The sequence below is a fragment of the Parabacteroides sp. 20_3 genome (assembly GCF_964238835.1).
Classification (GTDB): domain Bacteria; phylum Bacteroidota; class Bacteroidia; order Bacteroidales; family Tannerellaceae; genus Parabacteroides; species Parabacteroides distasonis.
This window is the reverse complement of the sequence record NZ_CAXSNO010000003.1, coordinates 67,667-85,340: the sequence shown is the minus strand read 5'-3', so window position 1 is coordinate 85,340 and position 17,674 is coordinate 67,667. Positions and strand designations below refer to the sequence as shown.

At 45.7% G+C, this 17,674-nt stretch carries 11 protein-coding genes; 4 read left to right on the top strand and 7 right to left on the bottom strand.

What is annotated here, in order from left to right; genetic code table 11:
• Positions 1–12: 12 nt before the first annotated feature.
• From ACESPU_RS07310 to ACESPU_RS07300, 3 genes are all read right to left on the bottom strand, one after another.
• A complete protein-coding gene (locus ACESPU_RS07310; protein ID WP_373133234.1) occupies positions 13–1,740 on the bottom strand; it encodes a tetratricopeptide repeat protein in 1,728 nt (575 codons plus the stop codon).
• A gap of 361 nt (positions 1,741–2,101) precedes the next feature.
• Positions 2,102–3,670, bottom strand: a complete 1,569-nt coding sequence (locus ACESPU_RS07305) for an ATP-binding protein (RefSeq protein WP_373133233.1) — start codon at positions 3,668–3,670, stop codon at positions 2,102–2,104.
• A 282-nt stretch (positions 3,671–3,952) separates the two neighbouring features.
• Positions 3,953–5,128, bottom strand: coding sequence for a 6-bladed beta-propeller (locus ACESPU_RS07300; RefSeq protein WP_373133232.1), 1,176 nt, complete (start codon positions 5,126–5,128; stop codon positions 3,953–3,955).
• 128 nt (positions 5,129–5,256) lie between these two features.
• On the opposite strand from ACESPU_RS07300, the gene ruvB reads away from it, so the two are divergent.
• Both ruvB and ACESPU_RS07290 read left to right on the top strand, forming a co-directional pair.
• Positions 5,257–6,282 (top strand): Holliday junction branch migration DNA helicase RuvB, encoded by a 1,026-nt coding sequence (gene ruvB / locus ACESPU_RS07295; RefSeq protein ID WP_011967062.1) that lies wholly within the window; start codon positions 5,257–5,259, stop codon positions 6,280–6,282.
• Between the two features lie 11 nt (positions 6,283–6,293).
• Positions 6,294–7,790 carry a lipopolysaccharide biosynthesis protein gene (locus ACESPU_RS07290; protein ID WP_287564794.1) on the top strand — a complete coding sequence of 499 codons (1,497 nt, stop codon included), beginning with the start codon at positions 6,294–6,296 and terminating at the stop codon, positions 7,788–7,790.
• On the opposite strand, the gene ACESPU_RS07285 is transcribed toward ACESPU_RS07290, so the two are convergent.
• A complete protein-coding gene (locus ACESPU_RS07285) occupies positions 7,787–9,874 on the bottom strand; it encodes a sensor histidine kinase KdpD (protein WP_217935068.1) in 2,088 nt (695 codons plus the stop codon). The two genes, ACESPU_RS07290 and ACESPU_RS07285, sit on opposite strands and share 4 nt — an antisense overlap.
• Before the next feature lie 132 nt (positions 9,875–10,006).
• On the opposite strand from ACESPU_RS07285, the gene ACESPU_RS07280 reads away from it, so the two are divergent.
• Both ACESPU_RS07280 and ACESPU_RS07275 read left to right on the top strand, forming a co-directional pair.
• Complete coding sequence (locus tag ACESPU_RS07280; protein WP_373133231.1) at positions 10,007–11,365, top strand: TIGR00341 family protein; 1,359 nt, start codon at positions 10,007–10,009, stop codon at positions 11,363–11,365.
• Between the two features lie 29 nt (positions 11,366–11,394).
• On the top strand, positions 11,395–13,527 hold the full coding sequence (locus tag ACESPU_RS07275; protein ID WP_373133294.1) for a S46 family peptidase: 2,133 nt from the start codon (positions 11,395–11,397) through the stop codon (positions 13,525–13,527).
• A 139-nt stretch (positions 13,528–13,666) separates the two neighbouring features.
• Here the strand turns inward: ACESPU_RS07275 and ACESPU_RS07270 are convergent, their stop codons facing one another.
• The 3 genes from ACESPU_RS07270 to ACESPU_RS07260 form a co-directional block, all read right to left on the bottom strand.
• On the bottom strand, positions 13,667–14,836 hold the full coding sequence (locus tag ACESPU_RS07270) for an aminopeptidase C (protein ID WP_005863886.1): 1,170 nt from the start codon (positions 14,834–14,836) through the stop codon (positions 13,667–13,669).
• 73 nt (positions 14,837–14,909) lie between these two features.
• Positions 14,910–16,520: a dipeptidase gene (locus ACESPU_RS07265; protein WP_005863888.1), complete on the bottom strand. Its 1,611-nt coding sequence runs from the start codon at positions 16,518–16,520 to the stop codon at positions 14,910–14,912.
• 27 nt (positions 16,521–16,547) lie between these two features.
• Positions 16,548–17,588: a S9 family peptidase gene (locus ACESPU_RS07260; RefSeq protein ID WP_048926900.1), complete on the bottom strand. Its 1,041-nt coding sequence runs from the start codon at positions 17,586–17,588 to the stop codon at positions 16,548–16,550.
• Positions 17,589–17,674 lie beyond the last annotated feature (86 nt).

The following is a 17,674-nucleotide window of genomic DNA, read 5'->3' as shown; positions in this document are numbered from 1 at the left end:
TTCTAACACTGACTATAGGTCATTGATATATAGATCGAAATCGGAGGCTTTTCCTGTTTTGCCGCTCATCTTCAGATAAAGTCTTTTCCGTAAGACTGATATATTACTATGGTTTAATAACATAGAAAGACGTGAGGGTTTCACATGGATTCTCACTAAATAGCATAACCGTTCCATTTGTATCGGTATTTTAGGGTAAGCTTCTTGAAGTTTTTGTGCAAAAGACGGATAAATAGCGTTTATAAGCTGAAACAGCTCTTCCCAATCCTCGGTAGACGGTTTCCATTCCTCGTTTTCATGAAAGTTTTTATAAACAGATGAATTTTTTAGGTTCTGTAATAATTCAATCTGATGTTCTTTTTGGGCATACAATGCTTGGTTCTTTTGTTCGAACTCCTGCCGCAGCTCTTTCTTGAGTTCTTCCTGTTCTCGATCTTTCTCTTGTAAAGATTTGTTTAATGTCTCTATGATTTGTTCATTATGCTCTATCTGTTTTTCATATGCTAGGACTGTTTTATCATAAGAGAAAATCTTTTCCCGGTTTTCTTCTTGGATTTTCAATAGGTCTTTTTGTCTTTTCTTGTACTTAAACAAAAGATAAGTGGTTGGTAGAATTATGCAGAGAGCAATAAGACTGATTACGGCCATCCGTAGGTTCGCATAGGCCGTTCTTACTCGTTCCTCCGCTAAGGATTTTTGTTTATCCTGTTCATCATAAAGAGCTTGTTTGCTTCTAATCATATTCGTGACTTCTGCTTGGTTGAGTGTGTCACGCATCTTTTCATATTGTTGACTCAACTCCGCATAAAGGATCCATTGTTTTGTCGATAGGGCTATTTGGGATAGATGATAAACAGCCCCCGCTCTCGTGTCCAATCGCACCGCTTTTTCCAAGCATTGTTCTAAATAGATCTTTGCTGAATCTAATTGACCGCATTGATAATAATATTCGCCTAGTGTCAAATAGAACGGATAAATATCATTTCCCAATGCCTGCTTGTTTGCCATGATCTCACGGAGTAGACGTTCCGCTTCCGGGTATGTCTTTGTTTGTACATATAGACTCGATAATTCGGAATAAACAGAGAGCACCTTCCTGCTCACCATCAAATCGAGAGTTTTAGAATAACAGGCGATAGCGCTGTCTTTTTGGTGGATTATCTCATAAATGCGTCCCAGATCTCGAAGTGCATAGACTTGACCGATAGAATCCGATATTGCCTTGAAATGCATGACCGCCTTTTGCTGATAAAGCAAGGCTCGTTCATATACATCTTGTTGGGTATAAAGCATTCCTATACCGTTATTAATCCTCCCCAGTAATGCATGGTCTTCAATCTGCTCCTCATTCTGTAAGGCATTTAAGAAACACTCTTGCGCTTTCAATGGATGATTTAGGTTTTGATTGATCCGTCCCTTATAGAACCAAGCTTTCGCTTTTCGTTCCAGATCGTCTGTTTCCTCATAATAATCCGTTGCGATCGTGATCAGCGAGTCGGTTTCATGCTTAACAAAAGTTTTGTCTTGCGCTTCCGTCAGCAATAAATAATAATGTGCCTTATCTTTTCGGGATAGCTTTTCTTTGTTCTCTATTTGTTCAAGGAGCATTAAGGCGCTATCCGGATGTTGGGGCATAAGGTTCTCTATTTTTCGGAAGTCTATGGTTTGATGGCCCATCCCGTCGCAAGAGATCCATATAATAGGTATTAGAATTAACAAGGAAACAATGTTTTTCTTCATCTGCGTATTATTTGTTGGCGATAAAGATAATACAAAAAGGCGAGGATATTCCGGCTGGAAAGTCCGACTTTTTTGAACGGTTTTTATTTCTGTTGTAAATGCATTGAATAACAGATTGTTGCGCTAGATGTAAACCATCTGCGTATGGCTTGTCAAATGAATAACTTACGGTTTGTCAAGTGAATAACTTACGAGTAGGGGTAGCCGTAAGCTTACGAGTTGGGAAATGATTAGTTATTCACTTGAGGAGCCTTTTGGGGGAGAAGATATACTTCGATGCCACTTGAAGTATATCTTCTCCGGGCATAGGATATATACTGTATCGGCAAAGTAAGTATATCTGGATAAAAACATGACTTTTTCACCCAACCAGCCACTTCTCGATATTGCGGGTCTCGGAAGAGAAGTTCACGCCGATCTTGAAGACTTCCCGGTCGTCTCCGGCGAAGGGTAGGGCGTAGCCTTTCTCCTCGATCTGCCGCAGGGCCTCCTCGGCGGTTCCGTTGAGCTTGAACTCCATGATATAGATGTATTGGTTGGTTTGCAATACGAGGTCTATACGCCCGTTCGAGGTATGGTACTCCACTTGCGTGTACAGGCCGACCAGCTTGAAGACGATGAAGAGGACGTTCCGGTAATGCAGCTCCGTGTCTCGCTCCGGCTTTTGCCCGGCGATCACCTCGTAGGGTGTGTCGGCGAAGAAGCTTTGGAGGCGGTGGAAGAAGGCGTCGTAATTGCCAGACCGTATCTCCCGTACGAACTGTCCGATCTCGAAGGGGGTCTTAGAGGCTTGTATGCTCGTATAGAAAGGAAGTAGGTATTTGACGAAACCTTCTTCCACCTCCTTGTTCGGGAAACCCAGTCGATAAATGCCAAACTCAGGATCATAGCCCTTGATGGTCAGATACCCGCTTTGGTAGATGACGGGTATGGGATTGTTCGAGGCGGAGTCGATGCTGTTCAGCACATCGGCGTCGGTCTCCGTGTTGGCCATCTCGTAGAGGTCGTAATGGGTGTGCTTGAGCAGCTCCACGAGGTAGGAGGGTGTTCCGGTCTCGAACCAGTAGTCTCCGAATTCCATCTTAGCGAAGGTATTCAATAGGCTGAATGGATTGTATATACCCTCGGACTTGGCGGTGAAATGGTATCCGTCATAGCGTTGCTTGAGTTTTAGGCAGGTTTCCTCGTAGGTCGTCATTTGGGTATCAGCCAGTTCCTTCACTTCGTCATCCAGATAGGCATGTATCTCTTTCTCTGTGATGCCGCATATCTCGACGTACCGATTATCCATCGACAGGTCCATGAGGTTGTTGAGGTCGCTGAATACGCTTACCTTGCCGAACTTGGTCACGCCGGTCAGGAACGCTAGGCGGATATATCCGTCCATGCTCTTCAGAACGCCGTAAAACGCTTTCAGTATAGAGCGGTAGGCCTCCTGTAACTCCAGATTCCCGATCGCCTGTAGCAAAGGCTTGTCATACTCGTCTACCAGTATGACCACTCTCCGTCCTGTTCTCTCATAGGCACGGCGTATCACGCCGGTGAAACGATCGGATGGTGTTATCTCTCTCTCGTCTTTCCCCCACAGGTCTTCCCAAAGGTTCAGATAACGTCGTAATATACTCTCTAATGCCTCAGGGTCAGAATATCTCTCCGCATTTAAATCCAAATGTAAGATGGGGTATCTTATCCAGTCTTTTTCCAATTTCTCCATTGCCAGTCCCTCGAACAGCTCCTTCTTTCCTTGGAAATAGGCCTCCAGCGTGGACAGCAACAGGCTTTTCCCGAAGCGTCGGGGGCGGCTGAGGAAATAATATCGTCCGGTTGTTACTAATTGGTAGATTAGGGCGGTCTTATCAATATAGAGATAACCATCTTTGCGAAGGCTCTCGAAGTTCTGTATGCCGATGGGATAAATTGTCTGGTTCATATCGTCCTATATTTTATGCGACTTATAAGCAAAGTTACATAAAATATAGGAGAGGAACCGTATCTTTAGAAGTAAATTTTCAACAATAATATCTTACTATGAAGTCGATTTATAACTCACTGATAGTAAGATGGATAAATGTGCTTGTCGGATTTCCGTAAAAACACGTACATGTTTTCACGGATTCACGTACGTGTTTTTGGGAATTCACGTACGTGTTTTCCGAAAAACATGTACGAATAAAAAACAAGTCTGGAAAAATAGACAATAAGTAAGAAGTTTTTATTCCTTATACTTAGCCACCATAATCACGGGGTTGGATTCCTCATTCAATCCCGCTGCGATCTCATTCAAGCGGCCTTTCAGCTTACCTTTCCCGTAGGCTTCCACCAACTCATTGGCTTCTAGTTTCTTTATGAAAGCGATCCCATCGTTATTGATGATCTTTAGTATTCCGTGTTCGTACCACATATCAACGGGTGTCTGATCTACGAAATCGTTATTATATACGACACACTCAAAGATAGCGTCCTCTTGTTTATCATATACCAAGTCGGTTCTGGGGAATCCGGTTTCTTTCTCAAAATCCCATTGTTTCTTTGTTGTTTGCATGAAATAATACCGGTCGGTAAGAATACTTGGATAAAGAAATACTTCCGGGGCCATCGAGCGGATAGGTGGAGTCCTTACGATAAAGGGTTTGATAGAGTGATCTTGCGAATAACTATAAATCGTATCTGTAGATGGCTCTACTAAGACCCAACTTCCATTTTGGGAAATTAATTCGGTATTACGAGGTCCTGCGGCCCAACCTCCTTTCGATAAAAACGGTGATATCTTATGCTCATAAGAGAGTTCGATTTCCTTGACAATGCTTCCGTCTTGTTTGGACAGGAGCCAAAATGCGCTTTTTCTCAGATTTTTATAATTACCAATCTCATCGTAGCAGATTAAGTTGTCTTGATCGAAATTGTATATCTTCCCGCTATTGAAATTAAAATCTTTATCGTACTTTAAAGTTCGCTTAAAGTTTCCGGACAGATCGTATACGATAAACTGGCTCGAGTAGTAGTTGTTGATAAACAGCTCACCTTTCTCCTCATCGAGGGCAATAGACCCGATATTCGTGTATTCTTGGCTACCTTGGCCGCTGCGGTTGATTTTTCTCTGGCCTTTTCCGGTCCGGTCGAAGATAAATATATCTCCGTCTTGTCCGTTCTTGTTTCTAAGGATTATGAGATTTTTGCCGATGGCTTGCATGCTGGCTGAGGTTATGAACTCCTCATTCGTTTCTAATGGGATGTATTCCACATCCAAAAAGTCTTGAAGAATCAGTTCCTTCTTCGGATAATTTGCCGTGATATCCACGGTTAAAAAGTCGTTAGCCGGTTGCTTGCCACTTTCGCATCCCGTTATCAGGAACAGGATCATCGCAGAGATTGTGAGTATAAGTTTCATGGTAGTATGTTTTTAAAGGTGTCCCTTTAGCAAACATATGCTTTTCTCACTGTCAGAAAAATATTTTATACATCTATTTTCGTGAATGTGTTGTTTAACATTATCTTTGCAAGACAATGAACGTGAATATGGAAGATGATTTTGATATAAGGGATGCCCGGATGCCGGAAAACGAGCGAGAGTACGAGAACGTGCTTCGGCCGCTTTCGCTCCGTGACTTCAGCGGGCAGGCGAAGGTGGTGGAGAACCTGAAGGTGTTCGTCATGGCTGCCCGCATGCGTAAGGAGGCGCTGGATCATGTGCTTTTGCATGGACCTCCCGGGTTGGGAAAGACGACGTTGTCGAATATTATAGCGAACGAGTTGGGGGTTGGTTTCAAGGTCACGTCGGGGCCGGTGCTGGATAAGCCGGGAGATCTGGCCGGGGTATTGACCTCGCTGGAGAAGAACGACGTGCTTTTTATCGATGAGATTCACCGGTTGAGCCCGATCGTGGAGGAATACCTGTATTCCGCTATGGAGGATTACCGGATCGATATCGTGATCGATAAAGGACCGAGCGCCCGCTCGATACAGATCGATTTGGCTCCGTTTACATTGATTGGCGCTACGACCCGTAGCGGCTTGCTGACTAGTCCGCTGCGTGCCCGTTTCGGTATCAATATGCACTTGGAGTATTATGATATGGAGACGCTGACGAAGATCGTGCTCCGTAGTGCTAATATCTTGAATGTAAAATGTGAGTTGAACGCCGCAAGGGAGATCGCTTCCCGTAGCCGGGGTACGCCTCGTATCGCCAACGCTTTATTGCGCCGTGTGCGTGATTTCGCTCAAGTGAAGGGGAACGGAGATATCGATAAGGCGATCGCTTGCTTCTCTCTGGAGGCGTTGAATATAGACCGGTATGGCTTGGATCAGATCGATAATAAGTTGCTGACGACGATCATTGATAAATTCAAGGGAGGCCCGGTCGGATTAACGACGATCGCCACGGCTTTGGGCGAGGACCCCGGAACGCTAGAAGAAGTGTACGAGCCTTTCTTGATCAAAGAGGGCTTTATCAAACGCACGCCCCGTGGCCGTGAGGTCACCGATTTAGCTTATACCCATCTGGGACGTAGCCGGGTGGGGGAACAAGGTTTTTTATTTGATTAGACAGATACGATATGGCAGGAGGAATGAAGCGGCTCGCTAAAGAGACAGCGGTTTATGGGTTGAGTAGTATAGTGGGGCGTTTCCTGAATTGGATGTTGGTGCCGATGTACACACGTGTGTTGGCCGGAACAGGGGATTATGGGATCGTGACGAATTTATATGGTTGGACAGCCCTGTTGCTGGTCTTGCTTACTTATGGCATGGAGACGGGGTTCTTCCGTTTCATCAATAAGAAAGAGGAGCAAGAGCCGATGCGGGTGTATGCTTCCGTGCTGTATTGCTTGCTGGGAAGTTCGGCGCTGTTTAGCGTAGCGGTTTTCGCTTTGTTACCATCTATTAGTGCCGGCTTGGGATATGGCGACCATCCGGAGTATATCGGGATGATGGCGGGTATCGTGGCGGTAGACGCTTTTTGTTGCATTCCGTTCGCTTATCTTCGGTATAAGGGGAAAGCATGGCGTTTCGCCGGGATTAAGTTGCTGAGTATTTTCTTGAATATTATCTTGAATATATTCTTCTTGATCACTTGTCCGTGGTTGCATTCGCACTATCCGGAGGCGATAAGCTGGTTCTATCGTCCGGATTATGGGGTAGGCTATGTATTCGTGGCGAACGTGTTTACGACACTGATAACCTTATTGCTTTTGATCCCGGATATCTTGCCGGGCATACGGGCGAAAGTAGACGGAACGGTATTGAAACAAATCTTGCGTTATTCCTTCCCGATCCTCATTCTAGGTATTGCCGGTATCTTTAACCAGACGGCAGATAAGATCCTGTTTCCATTCTTGTTTGATGATAAGGAGTACGCGAACGAGCAATTGGGTATATACGGCGCATGCTTCAAGATCGCCGTGGTGATGGTGATGTTCACGCAGGCTTTCCGGTATGCCTATGAGCCGTTTATTTTCGCTAAAAACAAGAGCGATGATAATAAGAAAGCCTACTCGGAAGCGATGAAATATTTCATCATATTCGCCTTGTTTATCTTCCTCGGGGTAATGTTCTATATCGATATCTTGAAGTACTTTGTCGGGCCGGCCTATTATCCCGGATTACGGGTGGTGCCGATCGTGATGCTGGGCGAGTTGTTCTTCGGTATTTATTTCAACCTCTCCTTATGGTATAAGCTGATTGACCAGACACGATGGGGCGCCTATTTCTCCACGATCGGATGTGTGGCCACGGTCTCTATTATCTTGCTGTTCGGTCCCTCGTACGGTTATATGGCTTGTGCGTGGGCATCGTTCTTTTGTAATTTATTGATGATGCTTTTATCCTATTTTGTAGGACAAAAGAAATTCCCGATCGAGTACGACTTGAAATCCGCATTTCTTTATTTCGGAGTGGCGACGGTGTTATACGTGGCAGGCATGGCACTGCCGATACAGTCTGAATGGCTCCGGTTGGGATACCGCACGATCTTATTAGGCGTATTCATCGCATTTATGGTTAAAAGGGATTTACCTTTACGAGAACTTCCGTACGTAGGACGTTTCTTCCGTTAATCGGTAGGTTCGGAGGGCTTGGACGGCGTGGCGATTGGCATTGTGATAACGAAGCGTGAGCCTTTCGTATAAGACGGATCTGTCTTTATCTTACCGTTTAGCCGGTTAACGATCAAGCGACATAGGTAAAGCCCCAGGCCAGAGCCGGGAATGAAATCATTGGTCTTCGTGAAACGCTCGAATATCCATTCCTGTTTGTCTTGAGGGATGCCGCAACCCGTATCTGTTACCGACAAGGTCACTAAATTGGCTCCGCTATCCAGATGGTATGAAAGCGTGATGCTTCCTTTCTCCGTGAATTTATTCGCGTTTGCCAGCAGATGCGAGATGATCAAACTGAAATAAGCACGGTTGGTCAAGATCATATCATTCTCCTTATCGCCTTCCACCACATAGTTGATCTCCGGCTTCTCTTGATATTTCTTTACCTGTTGCATCTCATGTAAACAAAGCTCATGGATACGTGTGGGAACAAGAGGAAGGGAATCATTGCCGCTATCGAGCTGGGCGATCTCAAGGAGATTGTTCAGCATGGAAGTCAAGTGGTAACAGTTTTCATAGATAATACGGCTGAAAGCCTGTTTCTCGTCCATGGAGATATCGTCGTTGGTGATGAGTTCCGAGAAACCGTTGATTGCGTTTAAGGGAGTCCGTATCTCATGCGACATATTCCGGATGAAGGCGGTCTTCATCTCCTCGCTTTCTTGTGCTTTCTGGTTCGCTATCAAGACCAGCTCGTTAGACTTCTGCAATGCCCGATAGAGGGATCTCATTTTGCCTAGCCGGAAAAAGATATAGAACACGGCGCATAAAGCTAGAAGCAATAAGGATATATACAGGTAATTCTCTTTCTTGCTTTTCTGTAATTCCAATTCCAATGATCTCTTTTCGATCACCAACTCGTTCGCCCCTTTCTCGATCTCCAGATTTTCCATTTTCTTCCTGAGTTCTTGCATACGTAAGGTGTCTAGCAATACAGCGTATTCCTTGGATGTCTCATAGGCTTCCTTGTACATCCGGAGGCTGTCGTAAGCGGCAGCTTTCGCGGACACATAGGCGATTACATGTTCCTTGTAAAGCGGTATCTGTTTGGAGAAATTGATCAAAGAGTCACTGAACTCAATGAATTTCTTATAGTCCTTAATACCTAGGTAATAATTCGATGAGGTGTAGTAGAGCTCATACTCCGGGGCGGCGCTAGCTGATTCCGGATAAGCCTTCAGCAGATTCATGAACTTACGGTAATAAGAGGTCGCCAAATCCTTTCCAATAGCCTCGGCGCTAATGGCAAGGTTTGAATAAGCGCTTAATAATTGACGTTTGTTGACTGCGTAAGGACGTTTCCTCATCTCCGGGATGTTAGAGTAACCTAAGATCGTATTTAGGTAACGGGTAGCATATTGTCCTCGTTCTTGAGGGTTACTCGCATAAGCGCATAGCATGAAATAGGTGTTAGGCAAGAAATTGTACGCATATCGTAGGGGCAGTTTTTCCGCCTCGGCCAGAACATTGTCGAAATATTCTCTTCCTTGCTTAAAGTCCTCCTTAAGCATATTTTCTTCCATAATGCTGTTGCTGACAGCCATACCAAGTATATAATTGCAGGCTATTTTCTCGTAGGGAGATAATTTATCAGGTTCTTCCAGCTTGAATAGGCAATTCATGAGGACTTTCTTTCTCGGTTCACCGGATGTGTAGAATATGACGCGCGTATCTTGGATCATTTTCATGAACGACACGAGGCTGGCTCTGGCTTCTCCTTTTAGCTCCTGCTCGGCCTTGGCGATGTAGGTATTAGCGCTATCGGTTTGGTCCGTGTTGATATAACATCGGAGAATCTCGGTCAACGCCGCTTCCTTATAGTAATTGTCATTCGCTTTTAAGGCCTCCTGATAGAGTTGTTTAGCGTTTACTAATATGTCATCGTTTCGTGAGATATCCATTAAATTGGTAAGGATTTCCAGTCTAGAGCGTTCGGAGGTTGCTTTTTGCAAGGCGCTTTTAAGCGAGTCTGGCGTTGTCGTTTGAGATGAAACGACAAAGGACGTAAACAATAAGCATAAAAGCATTAGATATCGTTTCATACAAATAGGATCTCTTGTTGTTGTATTGTAAATGCAAATATACGTAATCTCACCATAAAAAAGCTATTAAATAGTTAGAAAAACAAACAATTGGAATATCTTTGCATAAATATGGGACAAGATTAATACCGCATGGAAAAAGGATTGCTACATAAACAGATTATGGATTTTTTCGTCCGTAATTTTGATGTCCGGCAGGAAAAGGAAGATGAGCTGGAGACGATAGAATCCATTAAAAAGGGGATAGAGTTTAAGGGGACGAACTTATGGGTACTTATTTTCGCTACGTTTGTCGCTTCTCTTGGGTTAAATACCAACTCTACGGCCGTGATTATTGGCGCGATGTTGATCTCGCCGCTGATGGGACCGATCATGGGATTCGGCTTGGGATTGGGTATCTCCGATTTCGACTTGATCAAGCGATCGTTCCGTAATTTTGCCACGGCTACGGTCTTCAGCGTAATAACGTCTACCTTGTATTTTCTTATATCACCGATCAGTGAGGCCCAAAGCGAGTTGCTTGCCCGTACGCAGCCCACGGTATACGACGTGTTGATCGCTTTCTTTGGCGGTCTGGCGGGAATTGTCGCTAGCTCTACGAAAAGCAAGGGAAACGTGATCCCGGGTGTGGCTATCGCCACGGCGTTGATGCCTCCGCTTTGTACGGCTGGATTCGGTTTGGCGAGTGGTAATTTATATTACTTTTTCGGCGCTTTCTATCTGTATTTTATCAATACGGTATTTATTAGCTTGGCTACTTATGTGGTGGTACGTTTATTGAAGTATCCGAAGAAAGTATTCTTGGATAAACAACGGGAAAAGATCGTGACCCGCTATGTCGGTATTATCGTATTCTTTACGATCGTACCCAGTCTTTTCTTGAGTTATAACTTAATCCGTAGCAGTTATTTTAATGAGAGGGTACGAACGTTTGTCACCGAAGAACTGAGTTTCCCGAATACGCAAATATTGAGTAAGGTGATTACGGATACAAGCGAGAAGAAAGAGGTAAAAGTGGTGTTGATCGGACAAACCGTACCAGACGAGATGATCGCGAACGCAAAAGCCAAGATGCCAAAATACGGATTGAAAAATGTCCATTTGATCGTACAGCAGGGCTTTGGCCAGGAAGCGACGGATATCAACGAGCTGAAGAGCCTGTTGATGCAGGATTTGTATAAGAATAGCGAAGAAGTGTTGCGTGTGCAAACCATCCAGATCGATTCTTTAAAACGGCAGGTTGACAAATATCAGAGTTATGGGCGTCTGACATCCGAGTTGATCCCGGAAATGAAAGTGTTGTTCCCCTTTGTGGCAGAGGCTTCTTGCTCGCATACCTATATCGTGAATACGGAGACGGCGAAACCGGATACGGTCATGCTGGTTTATCTGAAGAGTAAGACGAAGGTGAAAGAGGTTGAGCGTAAAAAGATTACAGAATGGTTGTCGGCCCGTGTCGAGGTAAAAAACATTAAGTTACTAATCGAATAATTTAGACTAATAAGAGAAGAATGAAGTTGATGAAAAGAGTGTGGGCGGCTTTGTTGCTTTTAGCCGCTTCCGGCCAGTTATATGCCGATGAGGGCATGTGGGTGCTGAAGGAATTGAATAAGCAGAATTTGGCGAGAATGGCCGAGTTGGGTTTTACCCCATCCTATGATCAGTTGTATAGTGAGACGGATCCTTGCGTGGCGAACGCCGTGGTAATCTTCGGTGGCGGATGCACGGGTATTACGGTTTCGGACGAGGGCTTGATCTTTACGAACCACCATTGTGGTTTCGGTTCTATCCAGCAATTGAGCAGCGTGGAACATGATTATTTGAAGGATGGTTTTGTATCCCAAAGCAAGCAAGAGGAGTTGCCGGTCCCGGGTTTGTCGGTACGTTATTTGAAAGAGACGGTAGACGTGAGCGATCGTATTAACAGCCAGATCGCCGGTATAGAGGACGAGTTCCAGCGTTTATCCGCCGCCGATTCTATCGGTCGTGTGATTTGTGACTCTGTGGGAAATAATGAGTTCCTAGCGGCTGATGTCGTTCCTTTCTATAGCAATAACAAATATTTTTTAGTGGTATACGATGTTTATCGTGACGTGCGTATGGTTTTCGCTCCGCCTAGTTCTATCGGTAAGTTCGGTGGGGATACGGATAATTGGATGTGGCCCCGCCATACCGGTGATTTTTCCGTATTCCGTGTGTACGCCAACGCAGATAATAAACCGGCGGAATACAATGCGAATAATAAGCCTTATACCCCGAGATATGTAGCTGAGGTGTCTATGCAAGGTTATCAAGATAAGGATTATGCCATGACAATCGGTTTTCCGGGAAGCACGGATCGTTATTTGTGTTCTTGGGGCGTACAACAGCGTATCGAGAATAGTAATAAGCCCCGTATCGAGGTGCGTGGCATCAAGCAGGGCATCTGGAAAGAGGCTATGTCGGCTAGCGACGCCGTACGTATCAAATATGCCTCCAAATATGCGGGAAGCTCCAATTATTGGAAGAACTCGATCGGTATGAATAAAGGATTGGCGAATCTAAACGTGATCGAACGTAAACGTGCGGAAGAGACGGCTTTTGCTGATTGGGTAGCGAAAGATCAAGCCCGGGGCGCTAAATATGGCGAGGTCTTGAATTTGTTGGAAAAAGGATATACCTCGACCAATAAGTATAGGGAGGCGTTGACCTATTTGAATGAGGCGTTTTCCAGTGGAGCGGAGATTATTCGTTTGGCTCGTATGGTGCAATCGGTGGATATAAACGGAGCTACTCCGGAAGAGATTACTGTCTTTTTAGAGGATCGTATCCAACCGTTCTTCAAGGATTACGAACCGTCTTTGGATCAGAAGGTATTGGCCGCGATGATTAAGATCGCGAAAGAACGTGTATCTTCGGAGTTCTTGCCGGATATTTATACGAGCATTGATAAGAAGTATAAAGGAAATTATGAGAAATATGCGGCGGATGTATTTAAGAAGACTTCCTTATTGTCATACGACAAGATCGCCGAGATGTTGAGAAATCCGAAGCAATATGAGAAATTGAGAAAAGACCCGGCGGCGGAACTGAGCTTGTCCGTATTGGTGTCTATCTTCCAGTTACAGCAGTTGATGGGCGATGCGGAGTATGATATCGCTAAGGGAGAACGTTTGTATTTCGCTGGCTTGAAGGAGATGTATCCGGAGAAAGCTTTGTCTTCCGACGCTAATTTCACGATGCGTTTAAGCTATGGTTCTATCGGAGGGTATCGTCCTTATGATGCCGCATGGTACAATTATTACTCAACGGATAAAGGTATCCTAGAGAAAGAGGACCCGACGAGCGATGAGTTCTGGGTACAACCGGAGATACTGGATCTGGTTCGTAGCCGTGATTTCGGACCTTACGCGAATGAAAAAGGGGAATTGCAGCTGTGCTTCCTCTCGAACAATGATATCACTGGTGGTAATTCCGGTAGCCCGGTATTCGATAAAAACGCCCGTTTGATCGGACTTGCTTTCGACGGTAACTGGGAGGCGATGAGTGGTGATATCGCTTTTGAACCGGATTTGCAACGTTGCATCGGCGTAGATATCCGCTATGTCCTTTTCATGATCGATAAATGGGGTAAATGCCCAAGGTTGATTGAGGAGTTGAAGCTGGTTCGATGAGAGAAAAAAGAGATGGGCATCCGTGATTTCCGCAGATGCCCATTCTAAGGAGCTAATAATGCCCATTGTAAGGTGCTTTGAATGCCTATTCTAACAACCTTACGATGGGCATTGTAATATCCTATACGATAGGAAAGTTCTAAATGCCTAATTTAGACTTGATTGCCTTTGGTATCGCATCCTTATGTACCATGATATAGATCGTCTTGGCACGGACAAAACTATCGGACATGTTCAAGTATCCGCCGAAAGTATTACGCTCGGTTCCCCAAGAGTTCTTCGTGATATAATATTTCGTGCCGTTTTGATCCTTGGCGATGCCGGTAAGGTGCATCAAATGGTCATCGGTGGTGACGAATGCCTCGAAGCCTTCTTGACGGACCTGCGGGGTGACGTTTACTTCCGGGAAAGGTTTCTCGAATTTGTAGACTTCCTCCAGACGTTCCTTCTCGTCCATTTTCTCGAAGCGGGCACGGTCGGTAGTCGAGTAATCTTCCACCTTCTTTACCTCCGGGTTGATCGCCACGCCATTCTTGAAAGAGAAGCCTTTCTCGCTCACATCGCCATCCCAACATACCGTGTAACCATTATTTAAAGCATAATCCGCGACTTGCATCATCTCATCCAACGGGAGGTTATACATTTGCGCATGTTCCCAGTTATCGGGAACCTCTACCTCGAATTTCTGGTAATACGGATGATGCGTGAAGCTTGTCAGCTCGATATAATCGTCCATATTCAACCCTAGGGAGGCGGCGAATGTCTTCGGGGTATATTCCTTGCCTTGATAAGTGAATTTCTCCGGAAGCTTGCCTAGGTAGGTATCGAATAGGTTATCGATTAGTTTGTAATATTCCGGGCTGCGTTTCTTCATGTCCACGGCTGTCGTTGCGATCGCCTTGATGTATTTTACCATCTCGGCATGATTGTGCCGGTCGGAATCGTAGTTGATACCCGAGTACACCTCTTCCGGAACGATACCTACTTGGTTGAAAGCGTTCATGAAGGTGTGGGAGAGACTTCCTTGACCGATATTACCTCTGCCTTGGCGGACATAATTATCCTGCAACTGGTTCATGTATTTCTGGCGGACGATAAACATCTCAGAGAGATCGTACGTCCCTTTTCCCATACGGAGTAATTCCGACTCCATGAAAGAGGTCGTGGCGAAGCACCAGCAGGTTCCCGTGGATGCTTGATTCTTGACTGGCGTGGCGGGTACCTTTACTACATCCGTAAATTGGTAGCCTTGAGCGAATGTGCTCAAGGAACCTAACGCTAAGGCGCATGATAGAATGAATGTTCTCATTGTATATGAATTTAAGTTTATATTATTATTGTAGAGACGGGGTGTGCCTCGTCTCTACTATCGGATGTGGTGATTAGAAGCCTCTTTCGAATTGGGTCCAGAATGAGTCTCCCATTTCTCTCCAGCGTAGCATCGTGGCTCCGGCGAAATCGGCGGTATATCCGGTTAGGTATTCTTTTGCGGCCTCCTCACCTTGTTGGGTAAGAATCTCTTTGTAACGGCTCTCTACGAAAGGAAGTTCTGTCTGCCCTTTCTCCGTAAAATGGGCGATAGATGCTTTCATACGATCTTTAGTCGCTCCCCAACGTACGGTAGCGAGTTTATTGGCACGACGGAAAGCCCATACGGCGGCATCTTCCCGGTAACGGTGCTGTCCGCAAACCTTGAAGCAAGCCGGGAGATCTTTCGTCCCACAGAAGATGGGGATGCGGGGGCTTTGTCCGGGATTATCATAGGCCATCCAAACCACGCCGCCTACTGCATTGGGTAACCAGTCACGTAACTGGATCACGGTAGAGTAGGAGCATTGTGGTACGGCAACCAAACGGTAGCTTTTTACGGCGTCCGGTTTTAACCCATTCAACATGTTCACCATATCCCGAGTCATCCAAGGATTGGCTACCGGACTGATAACCGTATCGGTCTCGTTACTATCTTTTTTCTTTACGGCTACTTTCAAGTTCTGGGTCATATCGTATTCCGTACCCTCGTACGTTTCGGAGAGGAGAGCCATCACATCCGTTACGGATACTTGCCGGTCCGGCTTTACGCTGATGGGAAGTTCTTCCGCGTCATACGATAAACGTAAGGAAGGCGCTAATTTATTCAATATAAAGAACTCACGGATACTGAAGGATTTCATCTCACCGGAATAATTTCCGCCTCCATATGCTTCCCAGAAGCGGAACGGTTTCTTTCCGTCCCAGAAGCCCATGCGCTTGGCTACCTCGAATACGTTGGCGGAAGCCATGCAATTGTCCGTATCTTTCGGATCGACCTTAGAGATACGCGGGATATTCGCCGATACGCCTACATGATCGTCGGGGATACGGATCGCCGCCCATACGCCACCGATCTTATCCGGACCCTCGCCGAAGACCTCGAAATGCCATACCTCTTTTGGATCCGCTATCGTAAGGCACTCGCCCCAGTCGCCATATCCGTATTTCTCGATCAACTCGCCCATCACACGGATGGCATCACGGGCGGTCGTGCAACGTTGTAAGACGATTCGCTGAAGTTCCTCGATCATGAACATACCTTTCTTGTTGACAAGGGCTTTCCGGCCGGTGATTGTTGTTTCCCCGATGCCTAGTTGCTTCTCGTTCAGGCAAGGATAGGCCGTGTTGAGGAATTGATACGTAGACCGCGCTTCGGGCAGTGTTCCTTTCGCAATCATCCCCCGGGTTCCCTCGGCATATTCGGTATGCATACGTCCGGTATAGACCGTGGTTGTCGTATCGTGATCGTACGAGGCGGAAGGTACGATATCCATCCAAGTGCGGTAATTGCTATCGCAGGTGTGGCTAGTCATCACGGAGCCATCCGCCGAGGCTTTTTTGCCGACCATGATACTCGTACAACTCTCCGGGTTCAAGATCGGCTCCGGATACTGGATTTGTTGCGCTACCGAAACGGATAGGCTGGCGCAAAGCATAAGAACATAGGTAAAAAGTTTCTTCATCTTTCTTGTGTTATTTAGATGTTTGTATCAATTAAATTTGTAGGCCGCTTTTCGTACGTCTTTTACGGATTTGAATGGCTTATTGGGTTTTAGATGCTTGGCGAGGAACTGGTAGATGCCGAGTCGTATCTCGGAAGCTTGTTTCGTGTCGGTCCGGTCGAAGCTATGGGCACCGGGAGCACGGTCGAATATTTTGTAGTCGAACTTCTTTCCTTCGGCCTTGAGAGCGCGTATCATATGCTCTACTTCCACTACGTTCACGTCATCGTCGCTAGTATTGGTATGGATGAGCAGGGGATCTTGTAGTTTTTCCGCGTGCCAGACCGGTGAGCGGCGTTTGTATTCCGCCATATCCTCCCGGGGAGTCTTCCCAATATGGCCCTCGTCGGAGAAGATTTTCCGATAATCATCGGTGGAATATCCCATGCGCATGATCACGTCGCTTACCGGTACTCCGGCGAAACCGCATTTATATTTACCGGGGTAGGTGAAGAGGTTCATCAGTGTGATCATTCCCCCGTGGCTCCATCCCATGATACCGATACGATTGGCATCTACGATATCGAAATTCTCTACCATATAATTACGACTAACGTAGACATCCTCGTTTTCCAATCCTCCGTAATCGATATTATCGTAAGTAGCCTTGCCATACCCCGTGCTACCCCGGTATTCAGCGGAGACCACGATGTATTCCTGGGCGATCAGTTCCCGGACGATATGGGCGTAATACGTGTTGAAATCCGCATGTACACCACTATGCGGGAGAACGATCAAAGGATATTTCTTGTCGGGATCCACACTTTTAGGGATGAAGATATAAGTCCAGAATTTCAGTTCGTTTCCGGCGCTCATCCCGGTAGGATTCGTTTCTTTCCAGCGGGCGGGGCCGCAAAGGTAGACTTTGTCGATATGGGCGATGTCGCCCACTTTCTCGTACCATAGGAGGTCATCTACCTTCTTTACGACTTGGTCAAAATCATGTTGGTAGTTTTGCGCTATGGCATAGTTTGCTCCGAATATAAAGAAGAGGCAAAAGCAGGAAAGATGTTTAAGCAGTGTCTTCATGTGACTTATCTTTGAATTTGTGATTGACTGTGATTTTCCGGCTGTAAATATACAATAAAAGAAGCGTGATCCGTAATAAACGAACC